The following is an 18131-nucleotide window of genomic DNA, read 5'->3' as shown; positions in this document are numbered from 1 at the left end:
TCAATCAGTGCCTTAGAGGCCAGCATCAAGCTGTTTAATCGTTTTAGGTGAAGTTCTGGGCAGTATTGGTGTAAAGAATGTTGTAGGATATTGGCTTCGCGCATCTTGTTGTCCAAGTGTAGTTTTTGGCGAAACCATTTGATCATGCAACAAGATGCGCTTCCACCCTAATTTGATGATTTATTTGTAAATCATCAGGGGATTCTTCAGCGCAAAGCGTTAAATAATCTCTTGGGGGAGAGGGAAATAGGCTGAATTCCATTTGGATTCGGCCTATTTTTTTATCTGTAGTAAAGTTAGCGGGGTGGTTGATAATGCTGTGGGATAATTCGCACTGTTTTGACCATATTGTCAGCGACTTCAATGACTTCTAGCGGGTAGCCTGCAAGGCGTAGGCTCGTGTTTTCGGAGGGGATGTCCTCCAAATACTCTAAAATCAGGCCATTGAGGGTTTTAGGACCATCGGTTGGAAAATCCCATTTCATCTCTTTGTTCAAGTCTCGGATGGTGATACTGGCATCAATCAAATAACTGCCATCCTGTTGTTGGTTAATCTCTTCACTCGCGGTTGGTAACATTGAAGTGGTGAAGTCACCGACAATTTCTTCGAGGATATCTTCGAGTGTTACCAGTCCTTGGATGTCACCGTATTCATCTACGACGAGGCCAATACGTTCTTTGTTGTGCTGAAAATTGGCTAATTGCACATTGAGTGGTGTGCCTTCAGGAATAAAGTAGAGCTCTTTGACGGCGCGCAGCAATGAGGATTTACTGAACTGCTCTTTTGATTGCAAGCGCAGCGCATCACGCAGATGAATAAAGCCGACAGCATCGTCAATGGTATCGCGGTAAACCAACACGCGAGTATGTGGGCTTTGGATCACTTGGCGATTGATATACTTAAAGTCATCATTGACGTTAATTGCATAGATATCCGAGCGTGGCACCATGATATCTTCAACAGTGACTTTTTCTAAGTCTAGGATCGATAACAACATTTCTTGGTGGCGTTGGGGGATCAATGCGCCAGCTTCATGAACGACTGTGCGAAGTTCTTCCTTGCTTAATGCATCGCTGCTGTTGATAGACTTTATCCCCACTAAGCGCAGTATGCCCGTGGTGATAAAATTGACGCTAGTGACGACATAGGAAAATACTTTCGATAGGGCGATAAGTAAATAGCTTGATGGAAAGGCGATACGTTCAGGATTGAGTGCGGCAATGGTTTTAGGTGTGACTTCACCAAAGACGAGCACGACCAATGTCAGTACCCCTGTTGCAATCGCGACCCCTAAATCGCCCCACAGACGCATTCCGATAATCGTGGCGATGGCTGAAGCAAGAATATTAACCAGGTTGTTACCAATCAAAATCAAGCCAATTAAGCGGTCTGGACGTTCAAGTAACTTGAGGGCACGAATGGCACCTTTGTGACCATTTGAGGCGAGATGCCTTAATCGATAGCGATTAAGAGTCATCATGGCGGTTTCAGAACCTGAAAAATAGGCAGAGAAAAGGATAAGCACCAATAAGAAAATGAGGAGTGCGCTTGTCGATATAGCGTCCAAAAATAGGCTCCAATTAGGCCGATAGGGTTAAGTTGATACCGAGAAATAAACGGGGTGTCAAGTCAGCTTAGCGAGTAAGCACCTAAGCTGACTTGAAATTATTAACTAAGAATTAATTCTTTGACAATGCGAGCGCCAAAATAAGCTAAGGATAACAAGGTTGCACCAGTTAAAGTGTAAATGACTGCGGTGCGAATTTTACAGCCAACCCAATACTGCTGCCACAGCATAGCGATATACACGAACCAAGCGATAATTGACAAAATCGCCTTATGGCCTTTGCCATCGGCAAACATGTCATCGAGGAAGATAAAGCCTGTGGCTAGGGATAAGCTCAGTAAAATGACCCCAATAATAACAAGATGATAGAGCTGCTTTTCTACCGTCATCAGTGGTGGAATGCTAGGGCTTAACATGAGTTGTTTCTTTTTGAGCTTGTTTTGGATCATCGCCAGTTGAATCGCGTACAGGGCGGCGATCATCAGGGCGCTGTATGCCATGAGAGAGAGCACAACGTGCGCTAAGACCTCAGGATACAATTCAAAGTGAGTAATAAACTTAGGCGGCAATAACCAGAGCAGGGCTACAGAGAGCACGGAACAGGCATAAACCACGGGCACAACCACAATCACTTTTAGCCTAAACATCATCACGGTAAAGGTGAAGGCGATGATCCAGTTCACTAACGAGATCACATTAGTGAGGCTGAAGTTTTGTCCGTCAGGGGTAAATATCGCTTGTGAGAGGGCGGCTGCGTGTAGAATCACCGCAATCGCTGCGATACCTGCAACGGCTTTACGATTAGGGCCTTCAGGATGGAAGAGCCGGCTTGTCACTAATACCAATGCGATGCAATAAAAAAACATGGCTGAGGCAGAAAAAATGACCATGGGTAATTAACCTATTTGTGTTGTTAAAGGTGCCTTATATCCCCAAACTACTTGAAACTCGTATTTTCAGATTGTTTGAGTTTTAACTGGGCATACAGATCAATATTTTGCCTAGAATAGCATGAGCTATCGGCAAATGGGCAGTGACATAAGTTGCAAAATTTAGCAGATTCTTATTGTTAGGTGTAAATAGTCGCCATCAAGTCGCAAAATAAGTGTGGTAGCAGATTAAATGCCTAAGTTAACGCAACCGGGGCGTAGCAGTAGCATAATACGCACGCATGGTTATAATACTGCCCATTAATCGAGATCCTTAAAGGTATAGAGCAGGACGATGTTTGAGAATCTAACCGACAGACTGTCACGCACGCTGAAAAACATCAGTGGCCGTGGTCGCTTAACTGAAGAAAACGTTAAGGAAACCCTGCGCGAAGTGCGTATGGCACTGCTGGAGGCCGATGTTGCCCTGCCTGTAGTGCGTGAGTTCGTTAACAATGTTAAAGAGCGCGCCGTTGGCCAAGAAGTGGCGAAAAGCCTAAGCCCAGGCCAAGCCTTTATTAAGATAGTTCAAAGCGAACTTGAAAAATCCATGGGCGAGGCGAATGAAGCCTTAGATTTGGCGACTCAGCCACCCGCAGTGATTATGATGGCGGGTCTGCAAGGTGCGGGTAAAACCACCAGCGTTGCCAAACTGGGTAAGCTGCTGCGTACGCGCCATAAAAAATCGGTATTAGTCGTCAGTGCTGACGTTTATCGTCCAGCGGCGATTAAACAGCTTGAGACCTTAGCGACCGAAGTCGATGTGGAGTTTTTCCCATCGGACGTGAGCCAAAAGCCAATCGATATCGCTAAGGCGGCCATTGCCCACGCTAAACTTAAATTTATCGATGTAGTAATTCTCGACACCGCGGGTCGTCTGCACGTCGATGAAGCCATGATGGATGAGATCAAGGCGCTTCACGCGGCGGTTAAACCGATTGAGACACTGTTCGTGGTCGATGCCATGACAGGTCAAGACGCAGCGAACACGGCCAAAGCCTTTAACGAAGCGCTGCCGCTCACCGGTGTGATTTTAACTAAGGTCGACGGTGATGCGCGCGGTGGTGCGGCATTATCGATTCGCCACATTACCGGTAAGCCGATTAAATTCCTCGGTGTCGGCGAGAAGACCGATGCCCTAGAGCCTTTCCATCCAGACCGTATCGCCTCACGTATTCTCGGTATGGGCGACGTATTATCGCTTATCGAAGAAGTTGAGCGCGGTGTCGATAAAGAAAAGGCGATGAAGCTGGCTTCCAAAGTGAAGCAGGGCGGTAGTTTCGATCTCGAAGACTTCCGTGAACAGCTGCAGCAAATGAAAAACATGGGCGGCATGATGAGCATGATTGAAAAGCTGCCCGGTGTTGGTCAGTTGCCGCCGGATGCTTTAGCGCAAATCCAAGATGGTAAAATGACCCGTCAAATGGAAGCCATCATTAACTCAATGACGGCGAAAGAGCGTAAAAACCCTGATTTAATTAAGGGCTCACGTAAGCGTCGTATTGCTGCGGGTTCGGGGACTGAGATTCAAGATGTAAACCGTTTATTGAAACAGTTTACCCAAATGCAAAAAATGATGAAAAAAATGTCGGCTAAGGGCGGCATGCAAAAGATGATGCGTGGAATGCGCGGTATGATGCCTGGCGGAATGAAATTTCCAGGGCGTTAATCTCAACGATTTTCATCAAAGTTGATGTCTTATCAGTTGGTTGATTGTATTTGGAATGAGGCGGGCAATTCTATGGCAGGTTTAATAATCGCCAGATTGGGTTGCATTCGTTGAAAAGTCAGGTAAAATCTTCCGGCTTTCTATCTGGGACTCTTCGCGAACACGGGGTTCCAGTTTTTATTTTTGCTTCAAGCAAATCATTAGAGGATTGAAAACGCATGGTTACCATTCGTTTAGCTCGTGGTGGCGCTAAAAAGCGTCCATTTTACAACATCGTTGTTGCTGACAGCCGTAACGCTCGTGACGGTCGTTTCATTGAGCGTGTTGGTTTCTTCAACCCATTGGCCCGTGGCCAAGAAGAAACTTTACGTTTAGACCTAGCTCGCGTTGAGCACTGGGTTGCGAACGGCGCTGCGACAACTGATCGCGTAGCAAAATTGATTAAAGACGCTAAAGCTGCTGCTTAATAGCGTTAAGGTATAGATTGATGAGCAGTAACCAACAGCCAGTCGTACTGGGGAAATTAGGCTCCTGTCATGGCATTAAGGGTTGGCTGAAAATCACCGCCTATACCGATTCTGTTGAAGGTATCTTTGATTATTCGCCTTGGCTTATTAAAGAAAATGGCGAATGGCGTGAAGTAAAAGTCACTCAGTGGCGTTACCAAGGCAAGGCCGTTGTGGCCGAACTTGAAGGTGTCACCACGCGGGAGCGAGCACAAATGCTCACCAATTGCGAAATTGGTATCCTGCCGCAGCAGATGCAATCATTGCCAGAAGACGAGTTCTATTGGCGTGATCTTATCGGTTGTGAAGTGATTAATACTACCGGCTATAACATGGGGATTGTCGATCAAATCGTGGAAACCGGTTCGAACGATGTCCTACTTGTTAAGGCCAACGCTAAAGATAGTTTCGGCAAAGTGGAACGTATGGTTCCCTTTGTCCCAGGGCAATTCATCTTGAAGGTGGATGTCCAAGGTAAACAGATTTTAGTGGATTGGGATCCTGACTTTTAAGTCGAGGTACAACATATGTGGTTAGGGGTAATTACCCTGTTCCCAGACATGTTTCGTGCCGTAACAGACTTTGGGGTTACGGGTCGTGCCGTGAAAAACGGTCTGCTTGAGTTGCACACGTGGAATCCTCGCGATTTCACCCATGATAGACACAGTACTGTGGATGACAGGCCTTACGGCGGTGGTCCTGGTATGTTGATGATGGTGCAACCCTTACGCGATGCCATTCATGCTGCGAAAGCAGCAGCAGGCGAAGAGGCAAAGGTGATTTACTTGTCACCTCAAGGACGCAAGCTGGATCAGCAAGGCGTTACTGAGTTGGCTAAATCATCCCGGTTGATTTTGGTGTGTGGTCGGTACGAAGGTATTGATGAACGCATCATTCAAACGGAAGTGGATGAAGAATGGTCGGTTGGGGATTACGTGCTTTCGGGCGGCGAATTACCCGCAATGACCTTGATAGATGCAGTATCGAGATTGGTTCCTGGCGTGCTAGGAAAACAAGCTTCGGCGGAGCAAGATTCTTTCTCCGACGGTTTACTGGACTGTCCTCATTACACGCGCCCTGAAAGTCTGGATGGACTCGATGTACCTGCAGTACTGCTAAGTGGCAACCACGAACAAATTAGACTCTGGCGTTTGCAGCAAAGCCTTGGTAGGACTTTTCTAAGACGGCCAGAATTATTTGAAAATCTAGCTCTGACTGACGAACAATCGACTCTTTTAGCGCAGTTCGTTGAAGCAATGGACAAGCATGCTTAGTCGTAGCTCAGTTAATTCTAGAACGGAGTAAGTTATGAACAACATCATTAAAATGCTCAACGATGAGCAAATGAAACAAGACGTACCTGCGTTTGGTGCTGGTGATACAGTAGTAGTTCAGGTTCGTGTTAAAGAAGGTGATAAAGAGCGTTTACAGGCTTTCGAAGGCGTTGTAATTGCTAAACGTAACCGTGGCCTGCACTCTGCATTCACAGTACGTAAAATCTCTAATGGCGAAGGTGTTGAGCGTGCATTCCAAACGCACAGCCCTCTGATCGCTAGCATTGAAGTTAAGCGTCGTGGCCGCGTTCGTCGTGCCAAACTGTACTACTTACGTGACCGTTCAGGTAAATCTGCACGTATCCGTGAAAAGCTGGCTACTAAGTAATAGTACCCGCTACAGAAAACAAGACGTAGTGTTCGCACAGAAAACCGCCCTAGTGGCGGTTTTTTGTTGGCTGAAGTTTGCCATTTTAGTGATTTCGCGTGCGTTTAAGGCTTTCGACAGAGAGCCACTGTGCCTTCAAGCCTTTGCCTTGTTATAAGAGCCGCTCGTCATTTGAGTTGAATAACTACACATCATTCCTCGTTTCGCGAGCACATGCTTGCCAGAACGAACAAAATCTAATATCGAAACGTTAACACGCCCTAATGCGATTGGTATAAATGCCGAATTTGTTAAATTCTTCCTTGATCTTCTGCCAATTAATAGGCATATTGGTCGCCTATTGTAATGGTGTATCATTACGATATTACATGGTGGCCTCGGCTATTTAATTCTTCCCCCAGCGGTTTGAGATCCAGACTCCTGATAACCTGGGGATATGACTTCAGTTTTAGGTGGTAAGCATGCAACAGGATACGATCAATAACGTACACATCAGTTCAGAGAAAGTCCTTATTACACCGCAGGAGCTAAAAGCGACTCTGCCACTCTCTGAGCACGCGTATCGTTATATCCTCAATGCACGCAAAACCGTGGCGGATATTGTCCATAAGCGCGATCACCGCGTGCTTATCGTCACTGGACCTTGTTCTATCCATGATATCGATGCCGCCAAGGAATACGCTTTAAAGCTTAAAAAGTTACACGATGAACTCAGCGATGAGTTCTACATCTTAATGCGAGTCTACTTTGAGAAGCCACGTACCACAGTGGGTTGGAAGGGGATGATTAACGACCCCGATATGGATGAATCCTTCGATGTCGAAAAAGGCTTAAAGATGGCGCGTGAGCTGATGATTTGGCTTGCAGAGCTTGAGCTGCCCGTCGCCACCGAAGCGCTCGACCCTATCAGTCCGCAATATATTTCGGAGCTAGTGACTTGGTCGGCCATTGGTGCTCGCACGACTGAATCGCAAACCCACAGGGAAATGGCGTCGGGTTTGTCTATGCCCGTTGGCTTTAAAAATGGTACAGATGGAAAGCTCGATGTGGCAATTAATGCCCTTAAATCGGCGGCCAGCAGCCACAGATTTATGGGGATTAACCAACAGGGTCAAGTCGCTCTGTTGCAAACGGCGGGAAACCCCGATGGGCATGTGATCCTGCGCGGCGGCGTAACACCAAACTACGATGCGGCCAGTGTGGCTGAATGTGAAGCGCAGCTACATAAGGCCAAACTCAATGCGCGCCTTATTATCGATTGCAGTCATGGCAATTCCTCTAAGGATTACACCAGGCAAGTCCCTGTGTGTGAAGATGTGTTTGCGCAGATCTACAACGGCAATAAGTCCATTATTGGCGTGATGCTAGAAAGTCATTTAAACGAAGGTAATCAAAGTTGTGATAAACCATTAAGCGAATTGGCCTACGGGGTTTCTGTGACAGACTCCTGTATTAATTGGGAAAAACCGAAAGCGTTTTACGTGCGGGCGCATCGAAGTTATCTTCGGTATTGCCAACGCGTTTTGATATGCTCAAAGTGGCCAATGCTTGAGAGCAAATCTTAAGTGCCTAACGTTTAAACACCTTCCTTTTAGGTGGGTAGTGGACCGATAACATGAACGAAAAAACCACAACTGAATTAGAACACCTTCGCGGCCTTATCGACGGCGTCGACCAGCAATTGCTGCATTTACTGCGTAAACGGCTAGATTTAGTCGCGCAGGTGGGCACAGTTAAGCATGCCGCAGGCCTGCCGATTTATGCGCCGCAACGTGAAGCCGCAATGCTGGCAAAACGCCGCGAAGAAGCCAAAACCATGGGTATTGCGCCTCAACTTATTGAAGATATTTTGCGCCGCTTGATGCGTGAGTCCTATCTCAATGAGAAGGATGTCGGCTTTAAGCAAGTGAAAAATGACCTAGGTTCAGTTGTGATTGTGGGCGGGAAAGGCCAGCTTGGTGGACTGTTTCAACAGATGCTGTCGCTCTCGGGTTATCAGGTCAAAGTGCTCGATAAAGACGACTGGCAGCAAGCGGAAACCTTATTTGCTGATGCCGGATTGGTACTGGTAACTGTGCCTATCGCCATCACCTGCGACCTTATCCGTGCAAAACTAACCCAATTACCACAGGACTGTATTTTAGCCGACTTAACCTCTATCAAGACTGAACCGATGAATGCCATGTTAGCTGCCCACAAGGGACCCGTTGTTGGCTTTCATCCTATGTTTGGCCCAGATGTTGGCAGTTTAGCTAAGCAGGTTGTGGTGGTGTGTCATGGACGCGAAGCGGATAAATACCAATGGTTACTCGAGCAAATTACGATTTGGGGCGCACGAATTGTCGAAGCCGAGCCTGAACGCCACGATAATGCGATGCAGTTGGTACAGGCGATGCGCCACTTCTCAACCTTTGTGTATGGCTTAAACCTTTGCAAAGAAGAAGCAGATATCGAAACTCTGCTGCAATTTAGCTCGCCCATCTATCGCTTAGAGCTCGCCATGGTAGGGCGCTTGTTTGCCCAAAGCCCAGAGCTTTATGCCGATATTATTTTTGCCCAACAGGACAGCCAGCATGCGATTGGCGATTATTTGGATAACTATCGCGAGGCATTAGAGCTATTAAAGCGGGGCGATAGGGAAGCGTTTATCAACCAGTTCCAAACGGTTGCTAAGTGGTTTGGTGATTTTGCGCCGCAGTTTCAGCGTGAAAGCCGCATGATGTTGCAATCGGTAAGTGATATGAAAACGAACTGATAATGAATGAGTTAGTCATAAAAAATGCCCATCTTTGATGGGCATTTTTTATGGGTTTTGAGTCACTTTTATTGTGTAAATTAGTAATTGCTTAAGGTGATCATTCTCTAAGATTTGGCATTCAAGGTAAGAAAACACTGTCGCTTATTTTCGGTTTAGGTAGACTAATTTTAAACATGCATAAATAAAGCATGAATTTAAATTAGGAGTCTATCCATGTTCTGTATTCAGTGTGAGCAAACCATTCGTACACCCGCTGGCAATGGTTGTAGTTATTCCCAAGGTATGTGTGGCAAATTAGCGGCAACCTCGGATCTGCAAGACTTATTAATCTACATGTTGCAGGGTGTTTCCGTTTATGCGGTAAAAGCGCGCGAGTTAGGCATTGTAGATTCTGAAGTCGATACTTTTGTTCCTAAAGCTTTTTTCTCAACCTTAACCAACGTCAACTTCGATGATGAGCGGATCATTGCTTATGTACAGCAAGCTGCAACACACCGTGAAAATCTAAAAACAGCCTATGAAGCCGCATGTGAAAAGAGCGGGAAAACGGCAGAGCAGATGCCGCCAGTCGCGCAGTTAGTGTTAGGCACAAGCAAGCTTGAAATGCTGTCTCAAGCACCTATCGCGTCGCTAAATAAAGACAAAAATCACATTCATGAAGATATTTTAGGACTTCGATTACTCTGTTTATACGGCCTTAAAGGTGCGGCCGCTTATATGGAGCATGCGCGTGTACTCGGTAAAACCGATGCTGAGATTGCTGCGGATTTCCATCAAATCATGGCGTTTCTCGGTGAACCGAGTGTCGATGCAGATAAATTATTCTCCACTGCGATGGAAATTGGCCAATTAAACTACCGCATTATGGCTTTGCTTGATGCGGGCGAGACCGAAGCCTTTGGTCATCCTGAACCGACAGTCGTCAACACTAAACCGGTAAAAGGCAAAGCTATTCTGGTTTCTGGCCATGATATGAAAGACTTAGAGCTTATCCTTGAGCAAACGGCGGGCAAAGGCATTCATGTTTATACCCATGGCGAAATGCTGCCCGCACTTGCATACCCAGCCTTTAAAAAATACCCCCATTTAGTGGGTAACTATGGTAGTGCATGGCAGAACCAGCAAAAAGAATTTGCCAACTTCCCTGGCGCTGTGGTGATGACGTCTAACTGTATTATTGACCCGAATGTGGGCCAATATAGCGACCGTATCTTTACTCGTAGCATCGTAGGCTGGCCTGGTGTGACCCATGTGACTGGCGATGATTTTTCAGTAGTGATTGAAAAGGCGCTAGCGCTCGATGGCTTCCACTACGATGAAATCCCACACAATATCACTATCGGTTTTGCCCGTAATGCCTTAATGGCTGCCGCCCCAACAGTAGTTGAAAATGTGAAAAACGGTTCTATCAAACACTTCTTCTTAGTTGGTGGCTGTGATGGTGATAAGTCGGAGCGGAGTTATTTCACCGATTTAGCGAAATCGGCGCCAAAGGATTCCGTTATCCTGACCTTAGGTTGTGGTAAGTATAAATTCAACAAGTTGGAATTTGGCGATATCAATGGTATTCCGCGTTTACTTGATATTGGCCAATGTAACGATGCCTATTCGGCTATTCAGTTGGCTATCGCGCTATCACAAATCTTTGAATGCGATATCAATGAATTACCATTGAACCTCGTGCTTTCATGGTTTGAGCAAAAAGCCATTGTCGTGCTGCTGACGCTATTGTCGCTTGGGGTGAAAAATATCCGTACAGGCCCAACGCCACCGGCATTTTTAACTGCAAACTTAGCCAAGATTTTGGAAGAGAAATTTGGCTTGCGTAATACCACCACAGTGGAAGCCGATCTTAAGACCATGTTAAACGTAGCCTAGGTCGATTGATAGCATAGAATCACTGCGGCTTGACGATAAGGCCGCAGTGTTATGGATACAAAGATTATGAATATCAATATTCTACCCGATATCACTTTATCCTCCACGCCTGCGCGTCAAGACAGTTTCAGTCAGTTAGTGTGTGTGGAACGTTGGAACGAAACCGCTGATGTGGTGAGTTTTCGCTTTCAAGCGGGTGAGCCGATGAAGTTTGATTATAAGCCGGGTCAATTTATGACCTTAGTGCTAGACATCAACGGTGAACAGGCTTGCCGCAGTTATACCTTATCTTCGACGCCGTCCCGACCTTACTCGTTAATGGTGACCATTAAGCGGGTTGAGGGAGGACTCGTATCGAATTATCTGATTGATCATCTACAGCCAGGACAAATGGTACGAGTCCTGCCGCCAACAGGGCAATTCAATCTGTTTGATATTTCAGCCCAAAAATACCTCTTTTTGAGCGCAGGTTGCGGTATAACACCTATGTATTCGATGTCGCGTTATTTGACCGATACCCAAATGAATGCCGACATCGCTTTTGTACACAGCGCGCGAACTCAAGCCGATATTATTTTTAAAACTTCATTAGAGACCATGGCTACGCGCCATCGAGATTTTAAACTGCGTTATATTGTGGAGAATGTCACCACTGATACGGTTTGGCATACTGAGGAAACATTACACGATATCGGCCGTTTAAGTGCCAATAATCTACGAGATTTAGTGCCTGATTTTGCCGAGCGAACCGTGTTTTTGTGCGGGCCAGAGCCTTATATGCAGGCCGTGAAAATGATTCTGACTGAGCTTAACTTTGATATGAGTAAGCTGCATCACGAGAGTTTTGCTACCGCAGTGAAAGAAGCGCAAAGCCGAGTCAAGCAAGCTGAAATGCAATCAGCAAATCAAGTTAATGCCAGCGCAAGCTTTATGTTATCTATTGGGGATAAAAAGCGGGCCTTAACGGCAGAGCAAACGTTACTTGAGGGGATTGAAGCTGAAGGTTTACCGATTATTGCGGCTTGCCGATCGGGCGTATGCGGCGCGTGTAAATGCCAAGTGCTCGAAGGGGAGACTGAGTCAACTAGTAGTATGACATTGACGCCAGCTGATATCGAAGCCGGATATGTGTTAGCCTGTTCAACTAAGCTTAAGTCGGATGTAACGCTGTCGTTGGGCTAATATTGAGTTGTTTGAGCCATCCTTAACGGAAATATTTTTGTAGCGTAGTTGCGATTATATCGCTGAGAACGTAAGGTTAAAGACAAGGGCGGAGTTCACGCCCAGTCCCATCGTCCGGCTGGAGTCTCTCAATGACAACGACAACTACTTATGCCGCAAAAATTGAAGATCGCAGCTTAGGCCATTTACTTTACGCCTTAATGTCAGGCTTTCCGCTGTTACTGCTGCCGGTATTGTTGAGCCTATTTATCAACTTGTCTCAACGACATACGCAAGGTAATGCCTTGCTGGCATCACATCTACGCTGGCAGCGTCACTCCAATGTGATATTTCTTGGTCTGTTAGTGTTGGGCTATTGTCTGCCCATCACTTGGCTCAGTCTTTCGATTTATCTCTTTGGTATTATTTGGTTTTGCCATCGGATTATTAAAGGCTGGTTAAGCCTGTTGGATGGTTTAGAAGTCTAAAACTTGTGCTAGAGTCTCTTCATCTTAGGGTGATTAGAGACTCTTATGACTAGTTATCAAATTCTCTGTATTCTCTGTGCGTTAGCCTTAGTCACGTCTGTGGCATCTTCGCGTTTGCATAAGCTGCAAGAAACCGTCGCCATTACCGCATTAGCCTTGGGCATGAGTCTGTTGCTATTACTGGGCGGAAAAGCCCTTGGCGGTAATGTTTATGGTTACTTTGTGGCAGGGCTGGAGAAACTCGACTTTCAAGCCTTATTGCTCAATGGCATGTTAGGTTTTCTCTTGTTTGCTGGGGCATTACAGATCCGCTTAAAAATCTTAAGGCATCAGAAATGGGAAATCCTCATCCTTGCCTTTGTCAGTACCTTGCTCTCGACTTTTATCGTCGGTGGTTTGCTTTACTACATAGCTCCCATGTTGGGATTGCCCTTGGCCTTAAGCCATTGTTTGCTCTTTGGCGCCTTAATTTCACCCACAGATCCGATTGCCGTTTTAGCCATTTTGAAGAAGATGGGCGCGCCCGAAGATATTGCTATTCAGGTGGAAGGGGAGTCGCTCTTTAACGATGGCATTGGGCTGGTGATTTTTGTGGCCATCTCCCATCTAGCCTTTTCAACTGAGCCGCTGACCTTCACGCAAATCTCGTTATTGTTTGTTCAAGAGGCGCTCGGGGGCATCGTTTATGGCGCAGTGCTGGGCGTATTGTTGCACCATTTCTTTCGCTACTGTGAGGAAGAAACCCAATTAATGCTGGTGACTTTACTGATCCCGACGGCGGGTTATGTCATCGCCGAAGTATTAGGGGTGTCGGGGCCTCTGGCGATGGTGAGTGCGGGGATGATTATCGGCAACTACAGCGTGCCTAAATATTTTGTGCGCCATGAGCGGGTAAAACTCTATACTTTTTGGTCACTGATAGAGTCCTTCTTTAATGCGTTGCTGTTCCTTCTGCAGGGATTATTACTCCTGCTCGTCACCTTTAAGGCGCCATTATGGTGGTTTATGCTGCTGGCTATCCCGCTGGTATTAACAGCACGGGCGGTGAGTGTATATTTGCCCTATATCGGATTTAGGTTGGTCAAGTCCTACAATCCCTATGCTGAGTCGATCCTTATTTGGGGTGGCTTGAGGGGCGGGCTGGCATTAGCCATGGCGATGAGTTTACCTGAGGGTGTGATTATCGATTCACAAACTGGTGTCGAGCTGCGAGAGCTACTGCTCGTGATGACCTATGCCGTGGTGGTGTTTTCAATCCTAGTGCAGGGCTCGAGTATGACGGGGTTAATTCGCCGTAGCAATGCAGTTGTGGCAGATGCTAATCGCCAGATTGCGCCTGAGCGGATTTAGGTCTGCTGCGTTTAATCTTGAGAGGTAAAATCTCAGCCCTAAATCCACAGCCCTAAACAATACAGCCACGATATTCGTGGCTGTATGTTCCTTTGTATCCTTATACGCTCAAATTAGCGATATAACTCCCTAACGACCTCGGCCATCAGCGCCAATGCGTCATGTGCTTTATCTTCTTCGAGGGAGCAATTCAGCACAAGACCATCGGCTTTGAGCTGTTTAATCCCTTGGGTTTGCAGTAGCAGCGCATCTTCACTGATGGCATAACAAGGATTAATCACTATAGGGAGATGACTGTTGGCCTTGATTTGGATAAGGCTTGCTAAATCCAAAGTGGGTAAGTTGGCATTGTTATAGGTACGAATGCCCGAGTCACATAGGATAAGCTGTTGGTTACCTTGGCTTAAAATCGTCTCCGTTGCCGCCATAAACTCCTCATAGCTTGCCATATCGTGACGTTCGAGGAATAGCGGGATTGGCAAGGTGCCTGCCTGAGTCAGCAAGGCCTGATTAAACATTTGTTTGCCCGTCAAGAACAACATATCCGCATGGCCTGTCGCCAACGGCATATCCGTCGCCTGTTCGATGGCAATAACACAAAGCAAATCATACTGATGCAGGGTTTGGCGCAGCTTAGGGATGATGGCTTCGGCCGAGGCGAGCGAGTGGCATCCGTCTAAAATCACCGCTTGGAAACCCGCTTCTTTTAGCTGTTTCACTCTGCGCTCAAAGGCGGATAAGACGGCTGGTGACGACTCTAGCAGCAGGCTTTTGCTCAGAGTCATCTTGGCAATAGCACCAAGATGGCCTGCGCCAATGGTAAAGGGGCCGCAGTGAATTTCACTCGCCTGCGCCTTATAAGCCTTAGTGTAACGATAGGGAGATAACTTAGTGCTTACTTCACTGAATACTTCGGCTTTAGAGGTATTAGGTTCAATCAACAATTGGCTATTGCTGAGTTGTGTCGGTTTTACGGTTTCGCAAGGGTAACACCCCAATACTTTGATAAACCGCGTGATCCTCTCGAGCTGTTTGAGCCCTTGCTGCATGGCTTCGCTGGAAATATTGGCATCGATATCCAGATAAAACATTTCTTCCCATGGGGTGCCTGGGATTGGGCGAGATTCGAGTTTGCTCATATTGAGTTGATGCGCCTTGAGCACCAATAGGGCTTCAACCAACGCACCCGCCTTTTGGCCTGTGGCCATAATCAGGGTAGTTTTTGCGGGCAATTGCTCGGGTACGGCTACGGCTTTTCGTGCCACAACAATAAAGCGGCTTTGGTTAATCTTTTGATTGGCAAGGCCAGACTCAATTGACTCGAGTTGGTACAGCGCGCCACCTTCTGTGCTACCAATCGCAGCGGCGCTATTGTCGGTAGACTGGTTGACCTTCTCCATGGCTTCGGCGCTACTTGAGCAATATTCCAGCCTTAAGCCTTTGTGCTGGCTAAGATAGCGGCTGCACTGACTGATTGGCTGTGGGTGAGCATAAACAGTTTTGATATCGCTCAGTTTGCTGCCCGGTTTGCCCAATAGGCAATGGCTTACTTCAATGGTGGTTTCGCCCACGATGGACAGACTGGTATGTTGCAGTACGTCATACACTTCGTTGATTGAACCCGATGAGGTATTTTCAATCGGTAAAAAGCCATAGTCGGCGTGACCTGATTCAACTGCTTGGACAATTTCATCGAAACTTTGGCAGCCTAAATCGAGCATCTCGACCTGACGACGTTGGCAATAGCGCGAGGCCGCAAGGTAGGAATACGAGCCACGCGCACCGAGGTAGGCAATGCAATACTGTTGTTTTTGCGTTTCAGGGTTAGCGCGGCCGTGAAGATAAGCCTGTTGATTCAGTACCGAGTCTTCGATAATGCTTTGATACAGCGAGATAACATAATGCGCATCTAAGCCTTTTTCTCGCCCTGCTGTCACTAATCTTGCCAGCAGTTCTTTTTCTCTTTGGGTGTCACGAATGGGTCTCACATCCACTTCTTTACTGCGGGCCACTTCAAGACTTAAGCGGCGACGTTCGGCGAGTAACGAGAGAAGCTCATTGTCGAGCTGGGTTATTTGCTCTCGAGTGTGATTTAAAGGCTGTGGTTTTTGCATTCTGACCTCATTTGCCGCCGGATTTTCAAGCGTTTAAGACGAAAAAGCCTCCCAGTGGGAGGCTTTGGATTTTTACTTTCGTTTTTACACAGTAAATCCGCCTCCTAGAGTGGGGGTGTAAAAAAGAAAGTAAAAAACGCTAAGGTATTTGTTTTCATAGGGACTAAAACTAAAGGGCGAGGGCGTGGCTGTCAATCAAAAAATATTCAATAGCAGTATTCTTTCACATCTAGGTTGTTGTTAACTCTTCTCACGCAATCAAATTGAATGAACAGATAGTTAATCGTATTAGTCTCAGTGGCATTTCGCTTTCTTTGCGGCATAAAAAAGGCGAAGAAATGTTTCTTCGCCTTTTGGTCTTGTTAGGGATTATTCGCCAAATTCGACGCCAGCACGGTTGATCAGGAACTGAGTCAAAATCGGTACTGGGCGGCCGGTTGAACCTTTATTGGCACCGCTGTTCCACGCCGTACCTGCAACATCTAGGTGAGCCCAGTTGTACTTTTTCGCGAAACGCGAGAGGAAACAAGCCGCAGTAATCGCGCCCGCTGGACGACCACCTAAGTTGGTCATATCCGCAAATGGGCTATCGAGCATATCTTGGTACTCATCCCACAGTGGCATACGCCATGCGCGGTCACCACTTTGCTCACCTGCGTTGAGTAGCTCGTGCGCAAGTGGATTATGTGATGAGAATAGACCCGATGCATGTTTACCTAAGGCAATCACGCAGGCGCCAGTAAGCGTAGCAGTGTCAATCACTAATTCAGGATCGAAACGTTCAACATAGGTTAACACATCACACAATACTAGACGGCCTTCGGCGTCGGTGTTCAGAACTTCAACAGTTTGCCCTGACATGGTGGTTAAAATGTCACCTGGACGGTAAGCATTGCCCGATGGCATGTTTTCACAACCTGCGAGAATACCGACGACGTTGATAGGTAGCTTCATCTCACAAATGGCTTTCATGGTGCCGATCACACCAGCAGCGCCACCCATGTCGTATTTCATTTCATCCATGGCTTCGCCCGGTTTTAATGAAATACCGCCTGAATCGAAAGTCAAGCCTTTACCAATCAATACGATAGGTTTTTCCGTGCTGTCGACGGCACCCTTGTATTCCATCACTGTCATAATGGATTCATTGGCGCTGGCACGACCTACGGCAAGGTAAGAGTTCATGCCGAGTTTCGCCATTTGCTCTTCACCTACAGTTGATACATGTAGATTTTCGTGGACTTCGGCCAATTGGCGAGCTTGAGAGGCTAAATAGGCTGGATTACAGATATTTGGCGGCATGTTAGCCACATCGCGGCATAAATGCATACCAGCAGAAACGGCCATGCCGTGCTCAATCGCGCGTTCACCTAAGGTTAATTCGCGACGTGTTGGCACATTAAATACTAATTTACGCAGCGGACGACGGGTCTCACCTTTACGGGTTTTGAGCGCATCAAAGCTGTATAAACTGCTATTGGTGGTTTCGACCGCTTGGCGAACTTTCCAATAGGTATCGCGACCTTTAACGTGTAACTCGGTTAAGAAGCATACCGCTTCCATTGAACCTGTTTCATTTAAGGTGTTGATGGTTTTAGTGATGATCTGCTTGTACTGGCGCTCGTCTAGTTCTCGTTCTTTGCCGCAACCGACTAACAGCACTCGTTCACTCAATACATTAGGAACGTGGTGCAGTAATAACATCTGCCCAGGCTTACCTTCTAAATCGCCGCGACGCAGTAGATTACTGATATAACCTTCGCTAATCTTGTCTAATTGCTCGGCGATACCGGATAGACGGCGGGGTTCATAAACACCGACAACGATGCAGGCTGAGCGTTGTTTTTCGGGGCTACCGCTCTTTACGCTAAACTCCATGAGCACTCCTAGATTCTTAAAGACAAATTTTTATATTTATTGGATAATGTCTGCTTGTCCCGAAAAGGGCCTAAGTTATTACTCCAAAGGTGATTTATTCTCGGCACTTGAGTCACGTTTTTGTGAAAAAGCCGTGACATTTAATGTAAGCCAGGAACCCCTGAAGTTGG

The 18131-nt window shown here is 46.7% G+C and carries 14 protein-coding genes, 1 pseudogene and 1 other annotated feature; of the genes and pseudogenes, 11 read left to right on the top strand and 4 right to left on the bottom strand.

Annotated elements, in window-relative coordinates:
• Positions 1–296 precede the first annotated feature (296 nt).
• Positions 297–1568 (bottom strand): CNNM domain-containing protein, encoded by a 1272-nt coding sequence (locus tag AEA42_RS07270; RefSeq protein WP_037415623.1) that lies wholly within the window; start codon positions 1566–1568, stop codon positions 297–299.
• Positions 1569–1669: 101 nt separating this feature from the next.
• Complete coding sequence (gene ccsA / locus AEA42_RS07265; RefSeq protein ID WP_037415626.1) at positions 1670–2458, bottom strand: cytochrome c biogenesis protein CcsA; 789 nt, start codon at positions 2456–2458, stop codon at positions 1670–1672.
• A gap of 334 nt (positions 2459–2792) precedes the next feature.
• On the opposite strand from ccsA, the gene ffh reads away from it, so the two are divergent.
• The 11 genes and pseudogenes from ffh (at position 2793) to AEA42_RS07210 (ending at position 13969) form a co-directional block, all read left to right on the top strand.
• Entirely contained in the window at positions 2793–4166 is a 1374-nt protein-coding gene (gene ffh, locus AEA42_RS07260; protein ID WP_037431253.1) for a signal recognition particle protein, read from the top strand.
• A gap of 218 nt (positions 4167–4384) precedes the next feature.
• Positions 4385–4633 (top strand): 30S ribosomal protein S16, encoded by a 249-nt coding sequence (rpsP, locus tag AEA42_RS07255; protein WP_011071566.1) that lies wholly within the window; start codon positions 4385–4387, stop codon positions 4631–4633.
• A 20-nt stretch (positions 4634–4653) separates the two neighbouring features.
• On the top strand, positions 4654–5184 hold the full coding sequence (rimM, locus tag AEA42_RS07250) for a ribosome maturation factor RimM (protein WP_037415631.1): 531 nt from the start codon (positions 4654–4656) through the stop codon (positions 5182–5184).
• A 15-nt stretch (positions 5185–5199) separates the two neighbouring features.
• Entirely contained in the window at positions 5200–5946 is a 747-nt protein-coding gene (gene trmD / locus AEA42_RS07245) for a tRNA (guanosine(37)-N1)-methyltransferase TrmD (protein WP_037415633.1), read from the top strand.
• 34 nt (positions 5947–5980) lie between these two features.
• A complete protein-coding gene (rplS, locus tag AEA42_RS07240) occupies positions 5981–6334 on the top strand; it encodes a 50S ribosomal protein L19 (RefSeq protein ID WP_006080791.1) in 354 nt (117 codons plus the stop codon).
• Positions 6335–6795: 461 nt separating this feature from the next.
• A pseudogene (locus tag AEA42_RS07235) lies at positions 6796–7886 on the top strand (3-deoxy-7-phosphoheptulonate synthase).
• A gap of 63 nt (positions 7887–7949) precedes the next feature.
• Complete coding sequence (gene tyrA / locus AEA42_RS07230) at positions 7950–9089, top strand: bifunctional chorismate mutase/prephenate dehydrogenase (RefSeq protein WP_037431256.1); 1140 nt, start codon at positions 7950–7952, stop codon at positions 9087–9089.
• Positions 9090–9305: 216 nt separating this feature from the next.
• A complete protein-coding gene (hcp, locus tag AEA42_RS07225) occupies positions 9306–10970 on the top strand; it encodes a hydroxylamine reductase (protein ID WP_055647346.1) in 1665 nt (554 codons plus the stop codon).
• A gap of 51 nt (positions 10971–11021) precedes the next feature.
• A complete protein-coding gene (locus AEA42_RS07220) occupies positions 11022–12152 on the top strand; it encodes a hybrid-cluster NAD(P)-dependent oxidoreductase (RefSeq protein WP_082389618.1) in 1131 nt (376 codons plus the stop codon).
• Between the two features lie 131 nt (positions 12153–12283).
• The gene (locus AEA42_RS07215) at positions 12284–12619 is read left to right on the top strand and encodes a hypothetical protein (RefSeq protein ID WP_011623581.1); all 336 of its coding nucleotides are present in this window, start codon (positions 12284–12286) and stop codon (positions 12617–12619) included.
• 45 nt (positions 12620–12664) lie between these two features.
• Complete coding sequence (locus AEA42_RS07210) at positions 12665–13969, top strand: sodium:proton antiporter (RefSeq protein WP_055647344.1); 1305 nt, start codon at positions 12665–12667, stop codon at positions 13967–13969.
• Positions 13970–14082: 113 nt separating this feature from the next.
• Here AEA42_RS07210 and AEA42_RS07205 read toward each other — a convergent pair whose 3' ends face one another.
• On the bottom strand, positions 14083–16083 hold the full coding sequence (locus AEA42_RS07205; protein ID WP_037425420.1) for a chorismate mutase: 2001 nt from the start codon (positions 16081–16083) through the stop codon (positions 14083–14085).
• Between the two features lie 37 nt (positions 16084–16120).
• Positions 16121–16239: a sequence feature (Phe leader region), on the bottom strand.
• Positions 16240–16452: 213 nt separating this feature from the next.
• The gene (pepA, locus tag AEA42_RS07200) at positions 16453–17961 is read right to left on the bottom strand and encodes a leucyl aminopeptidase (RefSeq protein WP_037425422.1); all 1509 of its coding nucleotides are present in this window, start codon (positions 17959–17961) and stop codon (positions 16453–16455) included.
• Between the last annotated feature and the right edge of the window lie 170 nt (positions 17962–18131).

It is taken from the genome of Shewanella sp. Sh95 (assembly GCF_001308045.1).
Lineage (GTDB): Bacteria > Pseudomonadota > Gammaproteobacteria > Enterobacterales > Shewanellaceae > Shewanella > Shewanella xiamenensis.
Note: the sequence above shows the minus strand (reverse complement) of the source record. Positions and strands in the feature narration are given on the sequence as shown.

Coding starts and splice junctions, on each gene's coding strand:
- ccsA (WP_037415626.1), bottom strand. CDS start 2,458: ATGGTCATTTTTTCTGCCTCAGCCATGTTTTTTTATTGCATCGCATTG.
- AEA42_RS07210 (WP_055647344.1), top strand. CDS start 12,665: ATGACTAGTTATCAAATTCTCTGTATTCTCTGTGCGTTAGCCTTAGTC.
- rplS (WP_006080791.1), top strand. CDS start 5,981: ATGAACAACATCATTAAAATGCTCAACGATGAGCAAATGAAACAAGAC.
- hcp (WP_055647346.1), top strand. CDS start 9,306: ATGTTCTGTATTCAGTGTGAGCAAACCATTCGTACACCCGCTGGCAAT.
- rpsP (WP_011071566.1), top strand. CDS start 4,385: ATGGTTACCATTCGTTTAGCTCGTGGTGGCGCTAAAAAGCGTCCATTT.
- tyrA (WP_037431256.1), top strand. CDS start 7,950: ATGAACGAAAAAACCACAACTGAATTAGAACACCTTCGCGGCCTTATC.
- AEA42_RS07205 (WP_037425420.1), bottom strand. CDS start 16,083: ATGCAAAAACCACAGCCTTTAAATCACACTCGAGAGCAAATAACCCAG.
- AEA42_RS07215 (WP_011623581.1), top strand. CDS start 12,284: ATGACAACGACAACTACTTATGCCGCAAAAATTGAAGATCGCAGCTTA.
- ffh (WP_037431253.1), top strand. CDS start 2,793: ATGTTTGAGAATCTAACCGACAGACTGTCACGCACGCTGAAAAACATC.
- AEA42_RS07220 (WP_082389618.1), top strand. CDS start 11,022: ATGGATACAAAGATTATGAATATCAATATTCTACCCGATATCACTTTA.
- pepA (WP_037425422.1), bottom strand. CDS start 17,961: ATGGAGTTTAGCGTAAAGAGCGGTAGCCCCGAAAAACAACGCTCAGCC.
- trmD (WP_037415633.1), top strand. CDS start 5,200: ATGTGGTTAGGGGTAATTACCCTGTTCCCAGACATGTTTCGTGCCGTA.
- rimM (WP_037415631.1), top strand. CDS start 4,654: ATGAGCAGTAACCAACAGCCAGTCGTACTGGGGAAATTAGGCTCCTGT.